18 protein-coding genes are annotated in these 19,804 nt (G+C 60.5%); 3 read left to right on the plus strand and 15 right to left on the minus strand.

What is annotated here, in order from left to right:
- Nucleotides 1-51 precede the first annotated feature (51 nt).
- Nucleotides 52-2,619 carry a DNA mismatch repair protein MutS gene (gene mutS, locus BBI10_RS15460; RefSeq protein ID WP_167355803.1) on the plus strand — a complete coding sequence of 856 codons (2,568 nt, stop codon included), beginning with the start codon at nucleotides 52-54 and terminating at the stop codon, nucleotides 2,617-2,619.
- Between the two features lie 239 nt (nucleotides 2,620-2,858).
- Nucleotides 2,859-3,182, plus strand: coding sequence for a ferredoxin FdxA (gene fdxA / locus BBI10_RS15465; protein WP_065989796.1), 324 nt, complete (start codon nucleotides 2,859-2,861; stop codon nucleotides 3,180-3,182).
- A 578-nt stretch (nucleotides 3,183-3,760) separates the two neighbouring features.
- Here fdxA and rpoS read toward each other — a convergent pair.
- From rpoS to BBI10_RS15505, 8 genes are all read right to left on the minus strand, one after another.
- Nucleotides 3,761-4,765, minus strand: a complete 1,005-nt coding sequence (gene rpoS / locus BBI10_RS15470) for an RNA polymerase sigma factor RpoS (RefSeq protein ID WP_065989798.1) — start codon at nucleotides 4,763-4,765, stop codon at nucleotides 3,761-3,763.
- A gap of 103 nt (nucleotides 4,766-4,868) precedes the next feature.
- A complete protein-coding gene (locus BBI10_RS15475) occupies nucleotides 4,869-5,762 on the minus strand; it encodes a peptidoglycan DD-metalloendopeptidase family protein (protein ID WP_065989802.1) in 894 nt (297 codons plus the stop codon).
- A 178-nt stretch (nucleotides 5,763-5,940) separates the two neighbouring features.
- Nucleotides 5,941-6,576: a protein-L-isoaspartate(D-aspartate) O-methyltransferase gene (locus BBI10_RS15480; protein WP_192132497.1), complete on the minus strand. Its 636-nt coding sequence runs from the start codon at nucleotides 6,574-6,576 to the stop codon at nucleotides 5,941-5,943.
- Between the two features lie 41 nt (nucleotides 6,577-6,617).
- Nucleotides 6,618-7,367, minus strand: a complete 750-nt coding sequence (gene surE / locus BBI10_RS15485) for a 5'/3'-nucleotidase SurE (RefSeq protein WP_065989806.1) — start codon at nucleotides 7,365-7,367, stop codon at nucleotides 6,618-6,620.
- Nucleotides 7,355-8,413 (minus strand): tRNA pseudouridine(13) synthase TruD, encoded by a 1,059-nt coding sequence (gene truD, locus BBI10_RS15490; RefSeq protein ID WP_065989808.1) that lies wholly within the window; start codon nucleotides 8,411-8,413, stop codon nucleotides 7,355-7,357. The genes surE and truD overlap by 13 nt, the downstream gene beginning before the upstream one ends.
- Nucleotides 8,410-8,883, minus strand: a complete 474-nt coding sequence (gene ispF / locus BBI10_RS15495; protein ID WP_065989810.1) for a 2-C-methyl-D-erythritol 2,4-cyclodiphosphate synthase — start codon at nucleotides 8,881-8,883, stop codon at nucleotides 8,410-8,412. The genes truD and ispF overlap by 4 nt, the downstream gene beginning before the upstream one ends.
- Nucleotides 8,884-8,989: 106 nt before the next feature.
- On the minus strand, nucleotides 8,990-9,835 hold the full coding sequence (gene fghA, locus BBI10_RS15500; RefSeq protein WP_065989812.1) for an S-formylglutathione hydrolase: 846 nt from the start codon (nucleotides 9,833-9,835) through the stop codon (nucleotides 8,990-8,992).
- A 93-nt stretch (nucleotides 9,836-9,928) separates the two neighbouring features.
- Nucleotides 9,929-11,041: an S-(hydroxymethyl)glutathione dehydrogenase/class III alcohol dehydrogenase gene (locus tag BBI10_RS15505; RefSeq protein ID WP_065989814.1), complete on the minus strand. Its 1,113-nt coding sequence runs from the start codon at nucleotides 11,039-11,041 to the stop codon at nucleotides 9,929-9,931.
- 103 nt (nucleotides 11,042-11,144) lie between these two features.
- Between BBI10_RS15505 and BBI10_RS15510 the strand changes: the two genes are divergently transcribed.
- Nucleotides 11,145-12,041, plus strand: coding sequence for a LysR substrate-binding domain-containing protein (locus BBI10_RS15510; protein WP_065989816.1), 897 nt, complete (start codon nucleotides 11,145-11,147; stop codon nucleotides 12,039-12,041).
- A gap of 5 nt (nucleotides 12,042-12,046) precedes the next feature.
- Here BBI10_RS15510 and ispD read toward each other — a convergent pair whose 3' ends face one another.
- The 7 genes from ispD to BBI10_RS15545 form a co-directional block, all read right to left on the minus strand.
- Nucleotides 12,047-12,757, minus strand: coding sequence for a 2-C-methyl-D-erythritol 4-phosphate cytidylyltransferase (gene ispD / locus BBI10_RS15515; protein ID WP_065989818.1), 711 nt, complete (start codon nucleotides 12,755-12,757; stop codon nucleotides 12,047-12,049).
- Nucleotides 12,758-12,767: 10 nt separating this feature from the next.
- Nucleotides 12,768-13,046 (minus strand): cell division protein FtsB, encoded by a 279-nt coding sequence (gene ftsB / locus BBI10_RS15520; RefSeq protein WP_037014212.1) that lies wholly within the window; start codon nucleotides 13,044-13,046, stop codon nucleotides 12,768-12,770.
- Nucleotides 13,047-13,205: 159 nt separating this feature from the next.
- On the minus strand, nucleotides 13,206-14,492 hold the full coding sequence (gene eno / locus BBI10_RS15525) for a phosphopyruvate hydratase (protein ID WP_065989820.1): 1,287 nt from the start codon (nucleotides 14,490-14,492) through the stop codon (nucleotides 13,206-13,208).
- Nucleotides 14,493-14,662: 170 nt separating this feature from the next.
- Nucleotides 14,663-15,508, minus strand: a complete 846-nt coding sequence (kdsA, locus tag BBI10_RS15530; protein ID WP_065989822.1) for a 3-deoxy-8-phosphooctulonate synthase — start codon at nucleotides 15,506-15,508, stop codon at nucleotides 14,663-14,665.
- Between the two features lie 14 nt (nucleotides 15,509-15,522).
- On the minus strand, nucleotides 15,523-17,154 hold the full coding sequence (locus BBI10_RS15535; protein ID WP_065989824.1) for a CTP synthase: 1,632 nt from the start codon (nucleotides 17,152-17,154) through the stop codon (nucleotides 15,523-15,525).
- 272 nt (nucleotides 17,155-17,426) lie between these two features.
- Nucleotides 17,427-18,764 carry a tRNA lysidine(34) synthetase TilS gene (gene tilS, locus BBI10_RS15540; protein WP_065989825.1) on the minus strand — a complete coding sequence of 446 codons (1,338 nt, stop codon included), beginning with the start codon at nucleotides 18,762-18,764 and terminating at the stop codon, nucleotides 17,427-17,429.
- A gap of 79 nt (nucleotides 18,765-18,843) precedes the next feature.
- Nucleotides 18,844-19,791 carry an acetyl-CoA carboxylase carboxyltransferase subunit alpha gene (locus BBI10_RS15545; protein ID WP_065989826.1) on the minus strand — a complete coding sequence of 316 codons (948 nt, stop codon included), beginning with the start codon at nucleotides 19,789-19,791 and terminating at the stop codon, nucleotides 18,844-18,846.
- Nucleotides 19,792-19,804 lie beyond the last annotated feature (13 nt).

Below are 19,804 nucleotides of genomic sequence, written 5' to 3' on the forward strand. Positions count from 1 at the left end.
ACTTGCCTCAATCTCCTACAGAATTTGCCTAAATAACTGATGAATAAAGCAATTTCCGACCTCTCCTCGCACACCCCCATGATGCAGCAGTACTGGCGGCTGAAAAATCAGCACCCCGACCAGTTGATGTTTTATCGCATGGGTGACTTCTACGAGATCTTCTACGAAGACGCCAAGAAGGCGGCCAAGCTGCTCGACATCACGTTGACCGCCCGGGGCCAGTCAGCAGGGCAAAGCATTCCCATGTGCGGCATCCCCTATCACGCAGCGGAAGGCTATCTGGCCAAGCTGGTGAAATTGGGCGAGTCCGTGGTCATCTGTGAACAGATCGGCGATCCGGCGACCAGCAAAGGCCCGGTTGATCGTCAGGTGGTGCGCATCATCACGCCGGGCACCGTCAGCGACGAAGCGTTGCTGGACGAGCGTCGGGACAACTTGATCGCCGCCGTACTGGGCGACGAGCGCCTGTTCGGCCTTGCCGTGCTCGACATCACCAGCGGCAATTTCACGGTGCTGGAAATCAAGGGCTGGGAAAACCTGCTGGCCGAGCTTGAGCGTATCAACCCGGTGGAACTGCTGATTCCCGATGATTGGCCCCAGGGCCTGCCAGCGGAAAAACGTCGCGGAGCCCGTCGTCGCGCGCCGTGGGATTTCGAACGCGATTCGGCGCATAAAAGCCTGTGCCAGCAATTCTCCACTCAGGACCTGAAAGGCTTCGGCTGCGAGAACCTGACCCTGGCAATCGGCGCGGCCGGCTGTCTGCTGAGTTACGCCAAGGAAACCCAGCGCACGGCATTGCCTCACTTGCGCAGCCTGCGCCATGAACGCCTCGACGATACGGTGATTCTGGACGGCGCCAGCCGTCGCAATCTGGAACTCGACACCAATCTGGTGGGCGGCCGGGACAACACGCTGCAATCGGTCATGGATCGCTGCCAGACCGCCATGGCCACGCGCCTGTTGACCCGCTGGCTGAACCGGCCATTGCGCGATCTGCGCATCCTTCAGGCCCGGCAGGAATCAATCGGTTGCTTCCTTGAACGCTATCGCTTCGAGAACCTGCAGCCGCAACTGAAAGAGATCGGCGACATCGAGCGCATTCTCGCGCGCATCGGCCTGCGTAACGCCCGTCCCCGTGACCTGGCGCGTCTGCGTGATGCCCTGAGCGCGTTGCCCGAACTGCAATTGGCGCTGGCGGAGCTTGAAGCGCCGCACATTCAGCAATTGGCGAAAACCGCGAGCACCTACCCGGAGCTCGCCGACCTGCTGCAACGCGCAATCATCGACAATCCGCCTGCCGTCATTCGCGACGGCGGCGTACTGAAGACCGGTTACGACGCCGAGCTCGACGAGTTGCTGTCCCTGAGCGAGAACGCCGGGCAGTTCCTGATCGATCTGGAAACACGGGAGAAGGCGCGCACCGGGCTGGCCAACCTCAAGGTCGGCTACAACCGGGTGCACGGCTACTTCATCGAGCTGCCGAGCAAGCAGGCGGAACAGGCGCCGGCCGATTACATCCGCCGTCAAACGCTCAAGGGCGCCGAGCGTTTCATCACCCCCGAGCTCAAGGAATTCGAAGACAAGGCGTTGTCGGCCAAGAGCCGCGCGCTGGCTCGGGAAAAAATGCTGTACGAGACGCTGCTGGAAGACCTGATCGGGCACCTTGCGCCGCTGCAGGACACCGCCGCGGCGCTGGCCGAGCTGGATGTGCTGAGCAACCTGGCCGAGCGGGCGTTGAATCTGGACCTGAACCGTCCGCGTTTCACCGATGAGCCGTGCATGCGCATCGAGCAGGGTCGTCATCCGGTGGTTGAGCAGGTTCTGTCGTCGCCTTTCGTGGCCAACGACCTGGACTTGAACGACAGCACGCGCATGCTGGTGATCACCGGTCCTAACATGGGCGGTAAATCCACCTACATGCGCCAGACCGCTCTGATCGTGCTGCTGGCGCATATCGGCAGCTTCGTGCCGGCGGCGAGCTGCGAGCTTTCGCTGGTCGACCGTATCTTCACGCGGATCGGTTCAAGCGATGACCTGGCCGGCGGACGCTCCACCTTCATGGTGGAAATGAGCGAGACGGCGAACATTCTGCACAACGCCACCGACAAAAGCCTGGTACTGATGGATGAAGTCGGACGTGGCACCAGCACCTTCGACGGGCTCTCGCTGGCGTGGGCGGCGGCGGAATGCCTTGCCCAGCTGCGTGCGTACACGCTGTTCGCCACGCACTACTTCGAGCTGACCGTGCTGCCGGAGAGCGAGCCGCTGGTGGCCAACGTGCATCTGAATGCCACCGAGCACAACGAGCGGATTGTCTTCCTGCACCGCGTGCTGCCGGGCCCGGCGAGCCAGAGCTATGGCCTTGCCGTGGCGCAACTGGCCGGCGTGCCGGGGCGAGTCATCACGCGGGCCAAAGAGCATCTGTTGCGCCTGGAGACCACCAGCCTGCCCCACGAACAGCCCAAGGCCAAGCCGGGCAAACCGCCGCTACCGATGCAGAGCGATATGTTCGCAAGTTTGCCGCACCCTGTTCTGGACGAGTTGTCGAACCTGAAGATCGACGACCTGACGCCGCGCCAGGCGCTTGAGTTGTTGTATTCGATGAAAACTCGCATCTAACGTGATTCGTAACAAGCTGTTAGAATCCCGCGCGGTTCGGGACGCTGTGAGCTTTTAGCCTGGCTTTACAGCGCACCTGGCCGCGTTTGAACGCAGCGAACCAAGGTCGGACATCGCCGCGCAGGACACCTTGCATGCCGCGTTGCTCGAGAAGCTGAGTTTTACGGCCGGGGGACGTCCCGTACCTGGCAAGCCGGACTGAACGGCCTTGCTGCCGCCGCCTGAGGAGAGAATTAGAAATGACCTTCGTCGTCACCGACAACTGCATCAAGTGCAAGTACACCGACTGCGTAGAAGTCTGTCCGGTGGACTGCTTTTACGAAGGCCCGAACTTCCTGGTGATTCACCCGGACGAGTGCATCGACTGTGCCCTTTGCGAACCTGAATGCCCTGCGAATGCGATCTTCTCGGAAGACGAGATTCCGGCCGGCATGGAGAATTTCATTCAGCTGAACGCAGAGCTGGCTGACGTCTGGCCCAACATCACGGAACGCAAGGATGCGCTGCCGGATGCTGCGCAGTGGGATGGCAAGACCGGCAAGATCGCCGATCTGGAGCGCTAAGCGTCTGGAGCGCTGCGCATTCTGCTGACACAAAAGGCCCCTCGGGGCCTTTTTGCAGGGTGGACCGGTTGCGGTCGCACTTTTCTGCAGACGAAAAAAGGGGCGGTATGACCCGCCCACATTTTTTCCATAATCCCTTTAATCCTTGTTCATCATCCTGATGAATCGCGTCCTGCGATGTCCTTGAGCAGTCGTCCTTGACCGCTTGTACCAATCCGTCGGTACAGGACTGATCTTAGTGATTTAAACGGTGAGGGCAAGCGCCGAGAGTTTGCAGAAAAATTCAGCCGCTGATCGACGCTCATTTTAAATTGATAATTAAATCAATGGGATAACCATCGGCTCTCAACTGACGGAGACCTGATCCTCCAAAGAAGAGACGATAACTCACATTACGCGTAAGAAACGGCTTACAGGAGGAGTAAGCATCACTTACCCGATTGTGAAAAAGACCATCGGCCTGTCCGGTCGGTGTCACGTGACATCCATCTAAAGCGCATTCAGCTGGCATAAAAAAAGCCCCGACGCGTCGGGGCTTTCGTGTTGCTGTTATCTGACTTCCGCCAACCATCGGCGGTTTATTGAAAGAGTGACTCGCTGGATAACCCATTCTTCTCGAGAATCTCGCGAAGGCGTTTCAACCCTTCCACTTGAATCTGCCGCACACGCTCTCGGGTCAGGCCGATTTCCAGCCCGACGTCTTCAAGGGTGCTGCTTTCATGCCCGCGCAGCCCGAATCGCCGGACAACGACTTCACGCTGTTTGTCGGTCAACTCGGACAGCCACTGGTCGATGCTCTGGGAGAGATCGTCGTCCTGAAGCAACTCGCACGGATCGGTCGGACGATCGTCCGTCAGCGTGTCGAGCAGCGTCTTGTCAGAATCGGGGCCCAGCGACACATCCACCGAAGACACGCGCTCATTGAGGCCCAGCATGCGCTTGACCTCACCGACCGGCTTCTCCAGCAGGTTGGCGATTTCTTCGGGAGAGGGTTCGTGATCCAGCTTTTGCGTCAGCTCCCGCGCGGCGCGCAGGTAGACGTTGAGCTCTTTGACGACATGGATCGGCAGACGAATCGTGCGCGTCTGATTCATGATCGCGCGCTCGATGGTCTGACGAATCCACCAGGTGGCGTAGGTCGAGAACCGGAATCCGCGCTCCGGATCGAATTTTTCGACTGCTCGAATCAGGCCCAGATTGCCCTCTTCGATCAGGTCCAGCAATGAAAGACCACGATTGACGTAGCGCCTGGCGATTTTCACGACCAGCCGCAGATTGCTCTCAATCATACGTTTGCGCCCAGCCGGATCGCCGCTTTGCGACAGTCGCGCAAAGTGGACTTCTTCTTCCGGGGAGAGCAGGGGGGAAAAGCCGATTTCATTGAGATACAGCTGCGTAGCATCCAGTGCCCGAGTGTAGTCAATGTACTTATGCTGTTTGAGCGCTGCAGAGTTTTTGGGTTTTGCACGAACAGAAGGTGTAGCTGGCTTCTCATCCGTTGCAGAATCCAGGACGATTACGGGCTCCATGAGGAGAACCTCGTCGTCTATGTCAAACTCCGGCACTTCTTTGCTGAGAGCCATTGTTATAGTCCTTTGGTGAGTTCGACCTCAAGCTCCAGTGACGCCTTCTTCCGTGGCAGCACTTGAGCCTGTCCCCTCTACGCAGGAACAGGCTGACAACCGATCAGCGACGTGGCAAAAATTCCAGTGGATCTACAGGTTTACCCTGGCGGCGAATCTCGAAATGCAGTTTCACCCGGTCCGTTCCCGTCGAGCCCATCTCGGCAATACTCTGCCCTGCCTTGACCTGTTGTCCCTCCCGAACCAAGAGCCGACGGTTATGACCGTAGGCACTGACGTAGGTATCGCTGTGTTTGATGATGACCAGCTCGCCGTAGCCCCTTAAACCACTCCCGGCGTATACCACTGCCCCATCAGACGCGGCCAAAACAGGCTGTCCCAAATCACCAGCGATATCAATTCCTTTATTCAAACTACCGTTTGAAGAGAACTTACTGATCAAAACGCCGCTTGTCGGCCATGTCCAGCCGCTTGGCGAGCGGGCACCAGTGACCACTGTTGTGTTGACCGGCGTGGTCGTCGAGTTGCTGGTTGGCGGAGGCGTCGTCGCGGCAACGGCGCCTACCGGCCTTGAAATCACAGTGGTCTTCAGCGACCCGGAAGGCGATGTAGAACTGCTGGTCCTGGTCTGCGGAACGCCGACCGGCGCAGCGGCCACTGCCGTGGATGGCGAGTTGGCGCGCCCGTCAAAGCGGATCGTCTGACCGACATGAATGGTGAACGGCTCTGGAATGCTGTTGCGTGCAGCCAGCGCTTTCCAGTCCCAGCCGTAACGGAATGCAATGGAAAAAAGCGTGTCGCCGCGCTTCACAACGTACTGGCCAGTGGTGACCGGCTGACGCGTCGGCACCGTCGATTTGCCGTTACGGTCAACAACGCGCACGCCGCCTGTTGGCGTGCTGGAGCAGCCGACCAGAAGGATACTCAGGGCAACTCCAATCACCAGACGCTGAAAACTTGTTGAAGAACTACGCTGCCGAATGACTGTGAGACTCACCCGCCACTCCCTTTACCGGTGACTGAAGAAGAAACTGCCCTGCATCGTGAAAAGACCAGGCAGCCATGAAAAAATGGTGTGAGACGGCGCTGCGGCAGTTGGCCGAAGCATCGTTGCAAAACGCCAGCCTGTAGACCGACTGCGTTCTGTGGAATTCATTGCCGCTGCAAAATAGCGCTCAGGCCAGCGGGCCGTTGAGCAGCGGGACGAAACGAACGGCGCCCAGCACATGCCGGGAGAAGCCGCTTTCCTCGCGGATGATCAGCATCAGTTGCTGCACTTCACCCGAGCCCACTGGAATCACCAAGCGACCGCCGGGGGCCAGTTGGTCCAGCAACGCCTGAGGTACGTCAGTGGCAACCGCGGTGACGATGATCCCGTTGTAGGGCGCGAGCGCCGGCCAGCCTTCCCAGCCGTCGCCCCAGCGAAACACCATGTTGCGCAGGTTCAGCTCGACGAGGCGTTCCTTGGCACGGTCCTGCAGCACCTTGATGCGCTCAACGGAGAAAACCCGCTCCACCAGCTGCGCCAGCACCGCGGTCTGATAACCCGAGCCGGTGCCGATCTCCAGCACCTTGTCCAGCGGACCCGCCGCCAGCAACAGCTCGCTCATGCGCGCCACCATGTAAGGCTGGGAAATCGTCTGGTTGTTGCCGATCGGCAGCGCGGTGTCTTCGTAGGCGCGGTGCGCCAGAGCTTCGTCGACAAACAGGTGACGGGGGGTCTTGCGAATGACGTCCAGCACCTGGGTATTGGCGATGCCTTCTTCGCACAACCGTTGAATCAGACGCTCGCGGGTGCGCTGGGAAGTCATCCCCACGCCACGTCGTAACAGATCATCTTGCTCACGCGACATCAGGCCATTCCCTCCAGCCATGCGTTCAGGCTGTTGAAACCGTCCTGATAGGTACGATCCAGCTGCAACGGGGTGATCGACACGTAACCCTGCATCACAGCGTGGAAATCGGTGCCCGGCCCGCCGTCTTCGGCATCTCCGGCGGCAGCAATCCAGTAACCGGCCTTTCCGCGCGGATCGACCACGCGCACAGGCGCCGCCGCACGGGTGCGGTGGCCAAGACGGGTCAGCTGGATACCGCGCACGTGCGCCAGCGGCAGATTAGGGATATTCACATTCAATACGGTACGGGGTGGAAGGTCGAGACGTTCGTGGGCTTCGACCAAAAGCCGGGCAAAATGCGCGGCGGTTGCCAGGTTATCGACCTGACGCGACAAAAATGAAAAGGCAAATGACGGACGTTGCAGAAAACGACCTTCCAGCGCTGCGGCGACGGTGCCTGAATAGAGCACATCGTCGCCCAGATTGGCGCCCAGATTGATGCCCGAAACGACCATGTCCGGCTGATCGGGCAGCAAGCCGTTGAGTCCGAGGTGGACGCAATCGGTGGGCGTGCCGTTGAGGCTGATGAAGCCGTTGTCCAGGGTATGCGGGTGCAACGGACGGTCCAGCGTGAGCGAACTGCTCGCGCCGCTTTTGTCTTGATCGGGCGCAATCACCACGCACTCGGCGTACCCGGCCAGTGCGCCATGCAGCGCAACGAGCCCGGGCGCCATGACCCCGTCATCATTTGAAATCAGAATACGCATGAGCTGTCCGTCTGCCCTGCCGGCGCGAGATCGACGAGTTCACGCACCAATGCGGTGGCGAAGCATCCGGCCGGCAGGACGAATTCCAGTTGCAGAATGTCAGGCTCGGGATAATGCCACGTCAACCGCCCGATGGGCAGTCGCAGGATGCGCCGTTCATGCTCCATTCCCGCTTTTATCAACCAGTTACAGAGCGACGCCTCGCGCACCGCCATGCTGTTTTCAAGCTCGGCGGTAGCGCCGGACGCCGGAGAATCGCCCTCGCCCCACTGCGGCCCGGTGGGGTGCAGATCGAGGATGGCCAGTCGCGGGTCGCTGCACTCGGCTTCGCCTGCGGGGAAAAAACTGCGGCTGTCAGTGAACGCCAGCAGATCGCCCACTTGCGCTCGCTGCCAGCTGCCGTCGGCAACCCGGGCGCCCAAGACCTGATTGAACAGGTAACTGCGGGCGGTGGAGAGCAGCCGAGAGCGCACATTGCGCTGCTCGGGCAAAGCTTGACGCTCGGCATAATGCCGGGCTTCACCCAGATTCCCACCCTCATGGCCGAAACGCTGGGCACCAAAATAATTGGGGATGCCGTGTTGCTTGATCAACTCAAGACGCGCATCGAGCCCGGCTTTGTCGGCCTGCAATTGCGTCAGACGCAGCGTGAAACCATTGGCCGCGTGGGCGCCCCGCTGCAGCTTGCGCTTGTGGCGTTTGCTGTCGAGGATCTTAAGAGAATCGTTCTGAGCTACCGACATGTCCGGATCGGCCTTGCCCGGCAGCTGAATGCTGAACCACTGGCGGGTCAACGCCTGACGATCCTTCAAACCGGCGTAGGCGACGGTTCGCAACGGCACACCGGCTGCCTTGGCCAGACGCCGGGCCGCTTCCTCGGTGTTCAGGCCGCGTTTTTCGACCCACAACCACAGGTGCTCGCCGTCCCCGGACAGCGGGATGTCGAGGACTTCATCAACCTGAAAGTCTTCGGCGGTGGCCTTCAGTACGGCAGTACCCAGCGTGTCGCCGTAAGCGCTCGGGCCCAGAAGTTCGAGCTCGGTCATGCGCTGATCAACAACGCGACGGCATGCACGGCGATGCCCTCTTCACGGCCGGTGAAGCCCAGCTTTTCAGTGGTGGTGGCCTTGACGTTGACCTGGTCGATGTGGACTTGCAGGTCTTCGGCAATCAAGGCGCGCATGCTTTCGATGTGCGGGGCCATCTTCGGCGCCTGGGCAACGATGGTGGCATCGACGTTGCCGACCTTCCAGCCCTTGCCCTGCACCTGCTTGAGCACGTGGCGAAGGAGGACCCGGCTGTCGGCGCCCTTGAATTGCGGATCGGTGTCCGGGAAATGCTTGCCGATGTCGCCCAGCGCGGCAGCACCCAACAGGGCATCGCTCAGCGCATGCAGCACCACATCGCCATCGGAATGCGCGAGCAGACCCGACGTGTGCGCAATGCGCACGCCGCCCAAGGTAATGAAATCGCCTTCAGCGAAACGGTGCACATCGTAGCCGTGGCCAATACGCATAAAAAAACGCCCTGAAAAAGTCAGGGCGTGATTCTACCTACTTTGACCGAGATTAGGGTCGGCCCGCGTTCAATTGCCCGTGACGCTGCAATTGAAGGCGAAGACTTCAGCCGGCCAGGGCTCGGGCGTGATGGCGAAGGTGGTCTTCGATGAAGCTGGCGATGAAGTAATAGCTGTGGTCGTACCCCGGCTGCATGCGCAATTCCAGAGGATGACCGGCCGCCTTCGCCGCCTGAACCAACGATTCCGGCCTGAGCTGATTGCCGAGGAAGTCGTCGCGATCGCCTTGGTCCACCAGCAGTGGCAAGCGTTCGGTGGCTTCGGCAATGAGCACGCTGGCGTCCCATTCACGCCAGCGCGAACGGTCTTCGCCCAGGTAGCGGGAAAACGCTTTTTGTCCCCACGGGCAATCCATCGGGTTGCAGATGGGCGAGAACGCCGACACCGATTGATAGCGGCCCGGATTGCGCAATGCGCCGACCAGCGCGCCGTGGCCACCCATGGAATGCCCGCTGATGCTGCGTTTATCCGAGGCCGGGAAGTGCGCCTCGATCAACGCAGGCAGCTCGCTGATCACGTAATCGTACATGCGATAGTGCCGCGCCCACGGTTGCTCGGTGGCGTTCAGGTAAAAGCCGGCGCCCAGGCCGAAGTCGTAGGCCTGGTCCGGGTCATCCGGCACGTCGGCACCGCGGGGGCTGGTGTCCGGCGCCACGATGATCAACCCCAGTTCCGCCGCCACGCGCAGCGCACCGGCCTTCTGCATGAAGTTTTCATCGGTGCAGGTCAGCCCTGACAACCAGTAGACCACCGGCAGCTTGCCGCCCTGCTCCGCTTGCGGAGGCAGATACACCGCGAACACCATGTCGCAGCCGAGCACATCAGAGTGATGTTTGTAACGCTTGTGCCAGCCGCCGAAGCTTTTCTGGCACGAGATGTTTTCCAGACTCATGGGCTTCTCCGGGCGGCAAGCTTCAAGCCTCGAGCGGCGGAGGTCATGACACGCCCCTCTTGCTGCTTACAGCTATAAGCTTGCCGCTGCTCCTCAGAAATGAATGACGGTACGGATGCTTTTGCCTTCGTGCATCAGGTCAAAGGCTTCGTTGATCCGGTCCAGGCCCATGGTGTGGGTGATGAAGGTGTCCAGCGGGATCTCGCCGGCCTGCGCTTTTTCGACGTAGCTTGGCAGTTCGGTGCGGCCTTTGACGCCGCCGAAAGCCGAGCCGCGCCAGACGCGACCGGTCACCAGTTGAAACGGACGTGTAGAGATTTCCTGACCTGCGCCAGCGACGCCGATAATCACCGATTCGCCCCAGCCCTTGTGGCACGATTCCAGCGCCGCACGCATCAGGTTCACATTGCCTACGCACTCGAAGCTGTAATCCACGCCGCCGTCGGTCATTTCAACGATGACTTCCTGAATCGGCTTGTCGTGGTCCTTTGGATTGACGAATTCTGTCGCACCCAGTTCACGGGCCACGTCGAATTTGGACGGGTTGATGTCGACCGCGATGATGCGCGAGGCCTTGGCCATTTTTGCGCCGATGATCGCCGCCAGGCCGATGCCGCCCAGACCGAAGACCGCCACAGTGGCGCCCTCCTCGACTTTGGCCGTGTTCAGCACCGCGCCGATACCGGTGGTGACGCCGCAACCCAGCAGGCAGACCTTCTCCAGCGGCGCTTCCTTGGGGATTTTTGCGAGTGAGATTTCCGGGACAACGGTGTATTCGGAGAACGTCGAGCAGCCCATGTAGTGGTAGATCGGCTGGCCGTTGTAGCTGAAACGAGTGGTGCCGTCGGGCATCAGGCCTTTGCCTTGGGTGGCGCGGACTTTCTGGCAGAGGTTGGTTTTGCCGGATTTGCAGAATTTGCACTCGCGGCATTCGGCGGTGTACAGCGGAATGACGTGGTCGCCCACGGCGAGCGAGGTCACGCCTTCGCCGATGGCTTCAACGACGCCGCCGCCTTCGTGCCCGAGGATGCACGGGAAGACGCCTTCAGAATCGGCGCCGGACAGGGTGTAGGCATCGGTGTGGCAAACGCCGGATGCCACGTTACGAATCAACACTTCGCCGGCTTTAGGGGCCTCAACGTCCACTTCGACGATCTGCAGTGGTTCATTGGGCGCAAAAGCAACGGCAGCACGTGACTTGATCATCATGATCTCCAGCTAAATAAAAACGAGCCATGAGTGTAATGCAGTGCTGACTGATTAATAATCGGCCTGAAAGCAAAACATTAATGCTGTCCAGGGACAATCTATGCAGGTCAATCGCTGGGAAGGTCTGGACGAGTTCGTCGCCGTCGCCGAGTGCGGGCAGTTCACCGCCGCGGCTGAGCGACTAGGGGTGTCTTCATCGCACATCAGTCGACAGATTGCGCGGCTGGAAGAGCGCTTGCAAACACGCTTGCTCTATCGCAGCACCCGCAAGGTGGCGCTGACCGAAGCCGGCCAGACGTTTCTGCATCACTGCCAACGCCTGCAGGACGGGCGAGAAGAAGCGCTGCGCGCGGTGACCGACCTGACCAGCGAGCCGAAGGGGTTGCTACGGATGACCTGCGCCGTGGCGTACGGCGAGCGGTTCATCGCCCCGCTGGTGACACGCTTCATGGAGGACTACCCGCAACTGCGCGTGGACATCGAGCTGACCAACAACACGCTGGATCTGGTGCATGAAGGTCTGGACCTGGCGATCAGGCTGGGTCGGTTGCAGGAATCGCGACTGGTGGGCGCCCGGCTAGCGCCGCGCAAGATGTACCTGTGCGCCTCCCCCGCCTATCTCGAACGGTACGGCCGGCCCCACAGCGTGTCCGAACTGGCCCGACACAATTGCCTGATCGGCAGCTCGGACAGTTGGTTGTTGCAGCAAAACGGGCGGGAATTTTCCCAGCGGGTACAGGGAAACTGGCGCTGCAACAGCGGGCAGGCAGTGCTGGATGCGGCGTTGCGTGGGGTCGGGCTGTGTCAGCTACCGGATTACTACGTGCTGGAGCATCTCAAGCGCGGTGCGCTGGTGTCGCTGCTGGATGCCCATCAGCCGCCGAACACCGCCGTCTGGGCGCTGTACCCGCAGCAGCGGCATCTGTCGCCCAAGGTGAGGAAGCTGGTGGACTACCTGAAGGCGGGACTGGCTTCCCGGGAGGAGTACAGCCTGTAGGCGGATTAACCGTTGAATTCCACACGCCGCTGGCGCAGCCATTCGAGGTCTTCCGGGCGGGTGACCTTGATGTTGTCCGCGCGCCCTTCAATCAGACGCGGGGATTGCCCGGCCCACTCAATGGCCGAGGCTTCATCGGTGATCGCCACGTTCGACACCAGACTGTCCGCCAGCGCGCGATGCAGCGCACCCAGACGAAACATCTGCGGCGTATAAGCCTGCCAGATAAGGCTGCGATCCACCGTTTCGGTCACGCGGCCATTGGCATCGGCGCGCTTGAGGGTGTCTTTGGCCGGCACCGCCAGCAAGCCGCCGACCGGATCATCCGCCAGTTCGCCGAGCAGACGATCGAGGTCCGACCGCGCCAGATTCGGGCGTGCTGCGTCATGCACCAGCACCCAGTCGTTGTCATCGGCGCCATTGGCGTGCAGGTGCAACAGTGCATTGAGCACCGAGTCCGCACGCTCTTTGCCCCCTGCGACCTGCTGAATCCGGGAATCCAGCGCGCAAGGCAATGCAGGCCAATACGGGTCATCCACAGCCAGACTGACCACCAGGCCCTTGAGCCGGGGGTGATCGAGAAAACAAAGCAGGCTGTGCTCAATAATCGTGAGGCCGCCCAATTGCAGGTATTGCTTGGGACGGTCCGCCGCCATGCGCGCGCCAACGCCCGCTGCGGGAATCACTGCCCAGAAGGCAGGAAGGGATTGAGTCATTACGCCAACGTCACTGTGCCAACTGATAAAGGGTTTCGCCGTCCTTGACCATGCCCAATTCATGACGGGCGCGCTCTTCAACGGTTTCGAGGCCTTTTTTCAGCTCCAGCACTTCCGCGTCCAGGACTCGGTTACGCTCCAGCAGAGCATCGTTTTCGGCGTGTTGATCGGCGATTTGCTGCGTCAGACTGGCCACCTGCGCGAGACTGCCGTTACCTACCCATAGGCGATACTGCAAGCCAGCGAGCATCAAAAGCAGAACGAGGAACAACCAGTTAGGACTGCGCATTGTGAATATCTGTTACCCGGCGAATAAAGACAGCAAAAACGACCATTTCAAATGCCCATAAGCCCGGTGGTCACCGGGCTCATGGATCAGGACGACAAGAGAAGTCACCTTTAAGAGACTTCTCCTACAACGCCTGCTGCCTTTTTACCACCTTTGCAATCAGCCGCGAAACTCGCCGCGACCACGGTACACCGCTTTGGCGCCCAGTTGCTCTTCGATACGCAGCAGCTGGTTGTACTTGGCGATACGGTCGGAACGGCTCAACGAACCGGTCTTGATCTGGCCGGCAGCGGTGCCCACGGCCAGGTCGGCAATGGTGGAGTCTTCGGTTTCGCCGGAACGGTGCGAGATCACGGCGGTGTAACCCGCAGCCTTGGCCATCTGGATGGCTTCCAGCGTTTCGGTCAGAGTGCCGATCTGGTTGAACTTGATCAGGATCGAGTTACCGATCTTCTTGTCGATGCCTTCTTTCAGGATCTTGGTGTTGGTCACGAACAGGTCGTCGCCCACCAACTGGATCTTGTCGCCGATTTTGTCGGTGAGGACTTTCCAGCCATCCCAGTCCGATTCGTCCAGACCGTCTTCGATGGAGATGATCGGGTGCTTGCTGACCAGATCAGCCAGGTAGTCGGCGAAACCGGCGGAGTCGTATTCGCCTTCTTCGCTCAGCACGTACTTGCCGTTCTTGTAGAACTCGCTTGCTGCGCAGTCCAGCGCCAGGGTCACGTCGGTGCCCAGCTTGTAGCCCGCGTTGGCAACGGCTTCAGCGATGGCGTCCAGTGCGTCACCGTTGGAGTTCAGGTTCGGTGCGAAGCCACCTTCGTCGCCCACGGCAGTGTTCAGGCCGCGCGCTTTCAACACCGCTTTGAGGTGGTGGAAAATCTCGGTGCCCCAGCGCAGGCCTTCGGAGAAGGTCTTGGCGCCCACTGCCTGAATCATGAATTCCTGGATGTCGATGTTGTTATCGGCATGCTCGCCACCGTTGATGATGTTCATCATCGGGACCGGCATCGAGTAAACACCCGGCGTGCCGTTCAGGTTGGCGATGTGCGCGTACAACGGCAGATCCTGGTCCTGAGCGGCCGCTTTGGCAGCAGCCAGGGACACAGCGAGGATCGCGTTGGCGCCCAGGCTGGCTTTGTTCTCGGTACCGTCCAGCTGGATCATCGCGTGATCCAGGGCTTTCTGGTCAACCGGGTCTTTGCCCAGCAGCAGGTCGCGGATCGGGCCATTGATGTTGGCCACAGCCTTCAGAACGCCCTTGCCCATGTAACGGCTCTTGTCGCCATCACGCAGCTCGAGCGCTTCACGCGAGCCGGTGGAAGCACCGGACGGCGCGCAGGCGCTGCCGATGATGCCGTTGTCGAGGAGCACGTCTGCTTCCACGGTGGGATTGCCACGGGAGTCGAGAACTTCACGACCTTTGATGTCGACGATTTTTGCCATTGTTGTTAACACTCCAAGATTGACGAAAACGACGCAGCTGGGAAAACGATTCGGCGTCTCAGGGCTCTAGGACAACGGGCAGGCCCTGAAACGACAATTTTCCCGACCCTTTGGTCGGGAAAACAACGAACGGCACTCTACCGGAGGGCTCGGCGCCGGAGAAGCGGGTTTTACGCCGTTTCGATCGTCGGGAAGCTTTTAACGAGTTCGTCGAGCGCCTTGAGCTGAGCCAGAAACGGCTCCAGCTTGTCCAGACGCAGGGCGCAGGGGCCGTCGCATTTGGCGTTGTCCGGATCCGGGTGGGCTTCCAGAAACAGACCGGCCAGGCCCTGACTCATCCCGGCCTTGGCCAGATCGGTCACCTGGGCGCGACGACCGCCAGCAGAGTCGGAGCGACCGCCCGGCATCTGCAAGGCGTGGGTCACGTCGAAAAACACCGGGTATTCGAACGATTTCATGATGCCGAAACCGAGCATATCGACGACCAGGTTGTTGTAACCGAAGCTCGAACCACGCTCGCACAGGATCAACTGATCGTTACCCGCTTCCACGCACTTGGCGAGGATGTGCTTCATCTCGTGAGGCGCGAGGAACTGGGCTTTCTTGATGTTGATCACGGCGCCGGTCTTGGCCATGGCCACGACCAGGTCAGTCTGGCGGGACAGGAAGGCCGGCAACTGAATGATGTCGCAGACTTCCGCCACGGTCGCGGCCTGATCAGGCTCGTGCACGTCGGTGATGATCGGCACGCCGAAGGCTTGCTTGATGTCCTGGAAAATCCGCATGCCTTCTTCAAGGCCCGGACCACGGTACGAAGTCACCGAAGAACGGTTGGCCTTGTCGAAGCTGGCCTTGAACACGTAGGGAATGCCGAGCTTCTCGGTCACTCGCACGTATTCTTCACAGACCTGCATCGCCATGTCGCGCGACTCCAGGACGTTCATGCCGCCGAACAGAACCATAGGCTTGTCGTTGGCGATGTCGATCGAGCCGACGCGGATGATTTTCTGTGCCATGTGATAAATCCCTGTCAGCCGTTCTTCTGGTGTTGAGCAAGCGCTGCCTTGACGAAACCACTGAACAACGGGTGGCCATCGCGGGGCGTAGAGGTGAACTCGGGGTGGAACTGGCACGCCACGAACCACGGATGGTCAGGAGACTCGACCACCTCAACCAGCGCGCCATCGCCGGAACGACCGGAGATTTTCAGACCGGCTTCGACCAGTTGCGGCAGCAGCTTGTTGTTCACTTCATAACGGTGACGATGGCGCTCAACGATCACGTCGTTAGCGTAGCAATCGTGCACCAGAGAGCCCGGCTCAAGCAGGCAGTCCTGCGCACCCAGACGCATAGTGCCGCCCAGGTCGGAGGTTTCGGTACGGGTTTCGACTGCACCGGTGGCGTCTTCCCACTCGGTGATCAGACCGACAACCGGGTGCTGGCTGGTGCGATCGAATTCGGTGGAGTTGGCGTCTTTCCAGCCCAGCACGTTACGTGCGAACTCGATGACCGCCACCTGCATGCCCAGGCAGATGCCCAGATACGGAACCTTGTTTTCGCGAGCGAACTGCACGGCCGTGATCTTGCCTTCGACGCCGCGCAGGCCGAAGCCGCCCGGGACGAGAATCGCGTCAACGCCTTCGAGCAGGCCGGTACCCTGGTTTTCGATGTCTTCGGAATCGATATAGCGCAGGTTGACCTTGGTGCGGTTGCTGATGCCGGCGTGACTCATCGCTTCGATCAGCGACTTGTACGCATCGAGCAGCTCCATGTACTTGCCGACCATTGCGATGGTGACTTCGTGTTCCGGATTGAGCTTGGCGTCGACGACCTTTTCCCACTCGGACAGGTCGGCGCTGCCGCATTGCAGGCCGAAGCGCTCGACGACGAAATCGTCAAGGCCCTGGGAATGCAGGATGCCCGGGATCTTGTAGATGGTGTCGGCGTCTTCGAGGGCGATGACCGCACGCTCTTCAACGTTGGTGAACTGCGCGATCTTGCGGCGCGACGAGATGTCGATCGGGTGGTCGGAACGGCAGACGAGCACGTCTGGCTGCAGGCCGATCGAACGGAGTTCTTTCACCGAATGCTGAGTCGGCTTGGTCTTGGTCTCGCCCGCAGTGGCGATGTACGGAACCAGCGTCAGGTGCATGAGCATGGCGCGCTTGGCGCCCACTTCGAAACGCAGCTGACGGATCGCTTCGAGGAACGGTTGCGACTCGATGTCGCCCACGGTGCCGCCGATTTCGACCATGGCGACGTCAGCATCGCCGGCGCCCTTGATGATGCGACGCTTGATTTCGTCGGTGATGTGCGGGATCACCTGAATGGTCGCGCCCAGATAATCACCACGGCGCTCTTTGCGCAGGACGTGTTCGTACACACGGCCGGTGGTGAAGTTGTTGTTCTGGGTCATGGTGGTGCGAATGAAACGCTCGTAGTGACCCAGGTCCAGGTCAGTTTCAGCGCCGTCGTGGGTGACGAACACCTCACCGTGCTGGAACGGACTCATGGTGCCGGGATCGACGTTGATGTAGGGGTCCAGCTTGAGCATGGTGACCTTAAGTCCCCTCGCCTCCAGGATGGCCGCCAATGAAGCCGAGGCGATGCCTTTCCCCAATGAAGAAACAACACCGCCCGTGACGAAGATGTAGCGCGTCATGAAAAACCCTAGAAGTCTGCGTTAAAGCGGTCAGAGCCGCCGGGGAAAGCGAAGGAAGGCCGAAGCCCCCGACAACCTGCGTGTATCACTGCGCATTTTCGAATCTGTCGCGCCCAAGTCAACGACCGACCTTGAAAAGGTCTGTCCGTGGCTCGCCACATTTTTGAGAATCGCCCAGTAAAGACTGGCTGGTAATCGGCAACTTGCATCGTTCCGAAAGGATCGACATAAGCTGTATCAAGAAGGGAGCGTAGTCTACCGGAAACGCCCATTCAGCTCAAACTTTGGTCATTCGTCGGTGGCAACCAGTGCAATCGCCAGTCGCCACGGGGGCTGGCGTCCAGTCCCGGCAGGTTTGCCACGGCCAATAACTGCTCGCCGCGGTACAACAGCGGCAATCGGCCGCGCAGAAACACCGGCACGCCCTTCTCGTTGAGCAGCCTTTTCAGGTCTCGACGTCCACGGTCCGGCACATCAAAGGTTTCGCCGCCCTGGCGGTAGTGCACGTGCAGACCGCCCGCCGGCGCAGCGCCGAGGATCTGCAGCATGCCGTTGCCCGGCAGCGTGAGGGGTTGCGACGCCAGGGACCAGTGTTGCGAGCCGGCGACGTTTTTCAGCCAGATCCCCGACAGCCACCAGATGCGCCCCTCGGCACGGTGCATCTGACCCTCGGCCAGTCGCCAGATCGGCCGACCGTCCGGACCGGCATCGCGCAACGAGTCCCAGCCCGCCCAGTGATCGGTATCGGGCAATCGAGTGAGCGGCGCCAGCCAGTGGCGCAGTGCGTTGCGTTGCCGGGCAGGAGACAGCGCTTCGAGCGGCGCGAGCTCAAGAGAAGGCATGTCCAGCCAGGGCCAGGGGCACGGGGTATCGGCCAAAGCCAGATCCTGCACCGCCAGTTCGTCCAGCAACTGCTGGGCTTCGGCCAGATGCCCGGCGCTGCGGGCCATGCTCGCAATCGCTTGCGGCCAGCGGCTCGTCACCAGCGGCAGCACATGGCTGCGCAGGTAGTTGCGCGAAAAACGGCTGTCTTTGTTGCTCGGGTCCTCGATCCAGCTCAAACCCTGTTCCCGGGCATAGGCCTCGAGGGTGGCGCGGGATTCGTCCAGCAGCGGCCGAAGCAACTGTCCTGCGCCCAACGGACGCTGCGCCGGCATGGCGGCCAGTCCGCGCACCCCGGCGCCACGTAGCAGTCGGAACAGCAAGGTTTCAGCCTGATCGTCACGGTGCTGGGCCGTGAGCAGCACCTCGCCGGGCTCCAGGGTTGAGTTGAATGCGGCGTAGCGAGCGTCGCGTGCCGCTTGCTCAAGGCTTGCACCGGGGCGCACCTGGACGTCGATGACCTGCATCGGCACGCCCAGAATCTGGCACATCTGCCGACAATGCACCGGCCACGAGGCGGCCACAGCCTGAAGGCCATGGTTGACGTGAACCGCAGTCAGAGGGGGAAGCGCGTGAACCCTGGCCAGTTCGGCCAGCAGATGAAGCAGGACGGTGGAATCGAGCCCACCAGAGAAAGCGACCCGCCAGCCGGCTGCATCACGCCAGGGTTCAAGGCGTGACAGCAGACGTCTGGAGAGTGCGAGTGTGATGCTGTCCGGTTTGCTCATGCTGGTTAACCCTGCTTAAAGCTCGCCGGACCGGGAGCGTCACCGGGTTCGGTAACGCTCTTCATGCAGAACGGTCCGGTTAAAGGCCATAGCTCATCAGGCGGTCGTAACGGCGGGCCAGCAGCGCGTCGTTATCGAATTTCTGGAGCATGCTCAGTTGGCTGCTCAATTCTTCGCGGATCAATGCAGCGGCAGCGGCCGGGTCACGGTGCGCGCCGCCCAGTGGCTCGTTGATCACCTTGTCGACGATGCCCAAGCCCTTCAAACGCTCGGCAGTGATGCCCATCGCTTCGGCGGCGTCCGGCGCCTTCTCGGCGGTTTTCCACAGAATGGACGCGCAGCCTTCCGGCGAGATCACCGCGTAGGTCGAGTACTGCAGCATGTTCAGTTGATCGCACACGCCAATGGCCAATGCGCCGCCCGAACCGCCTTCGCCAATCACGGTGGCAATGATCGGAGTCTTCAACCGCGCCATCACACGCAGGTTCCAGGCGATGGCTTCGCTCTGGTTACGCTCCTCGGCGTCGATGCCAGGATAAGCGCCCGGCGTGTCGATGAAGGTCAGAATCGGCATCTTGAAGCGCTCGGCCATTTCCATCAGGCGGCAGGCCTTGCGATAGCCTTCAGGACGCGGCATACCGAAGTTGCGGCGAACCTTTTCGCGTACTTCTCGCCCCTTCTGATGACCGATCACCATCACCGGCTGGTCGTTAAGACGGGCAATACCGCCGACGATAGCGGCGTCGTCGGAGAAGTGGCGATCGCCATGCAGCTCGTCGAACTCGGTAAAAATGTGTTGAATGTAGTCCAGGGTGTACGGACGACGCGGATGGCGCGCCATGCGCGCGATCTGCCAACTGGTCAGGTTGCCGAAAATGCTTTCGGTGAGCGTATTGCTCTTCTCTTGCAGTCGAGAGATTTCGTCGCCGATGTTCAGCGAGTTGTCATTGCCCACCAGACGCAGCTCTTCAATCTTGGCTTGCAGGTCAGCAATCGGCTGTTCGAAATCCAGAAAATTCGGGTTCATAGGCATCCGTCTT

The organism is Pseudomonas graminis (assembly GCF_001705435.1).
GTDB classification, from domain to species: Bacteria; Pseudomonadota; Gammaproteobacteria; order Pseudomonadales; family Pseudomonadaceae; genus Aquipseudomonas; species Aquipseudomonas graminis_B.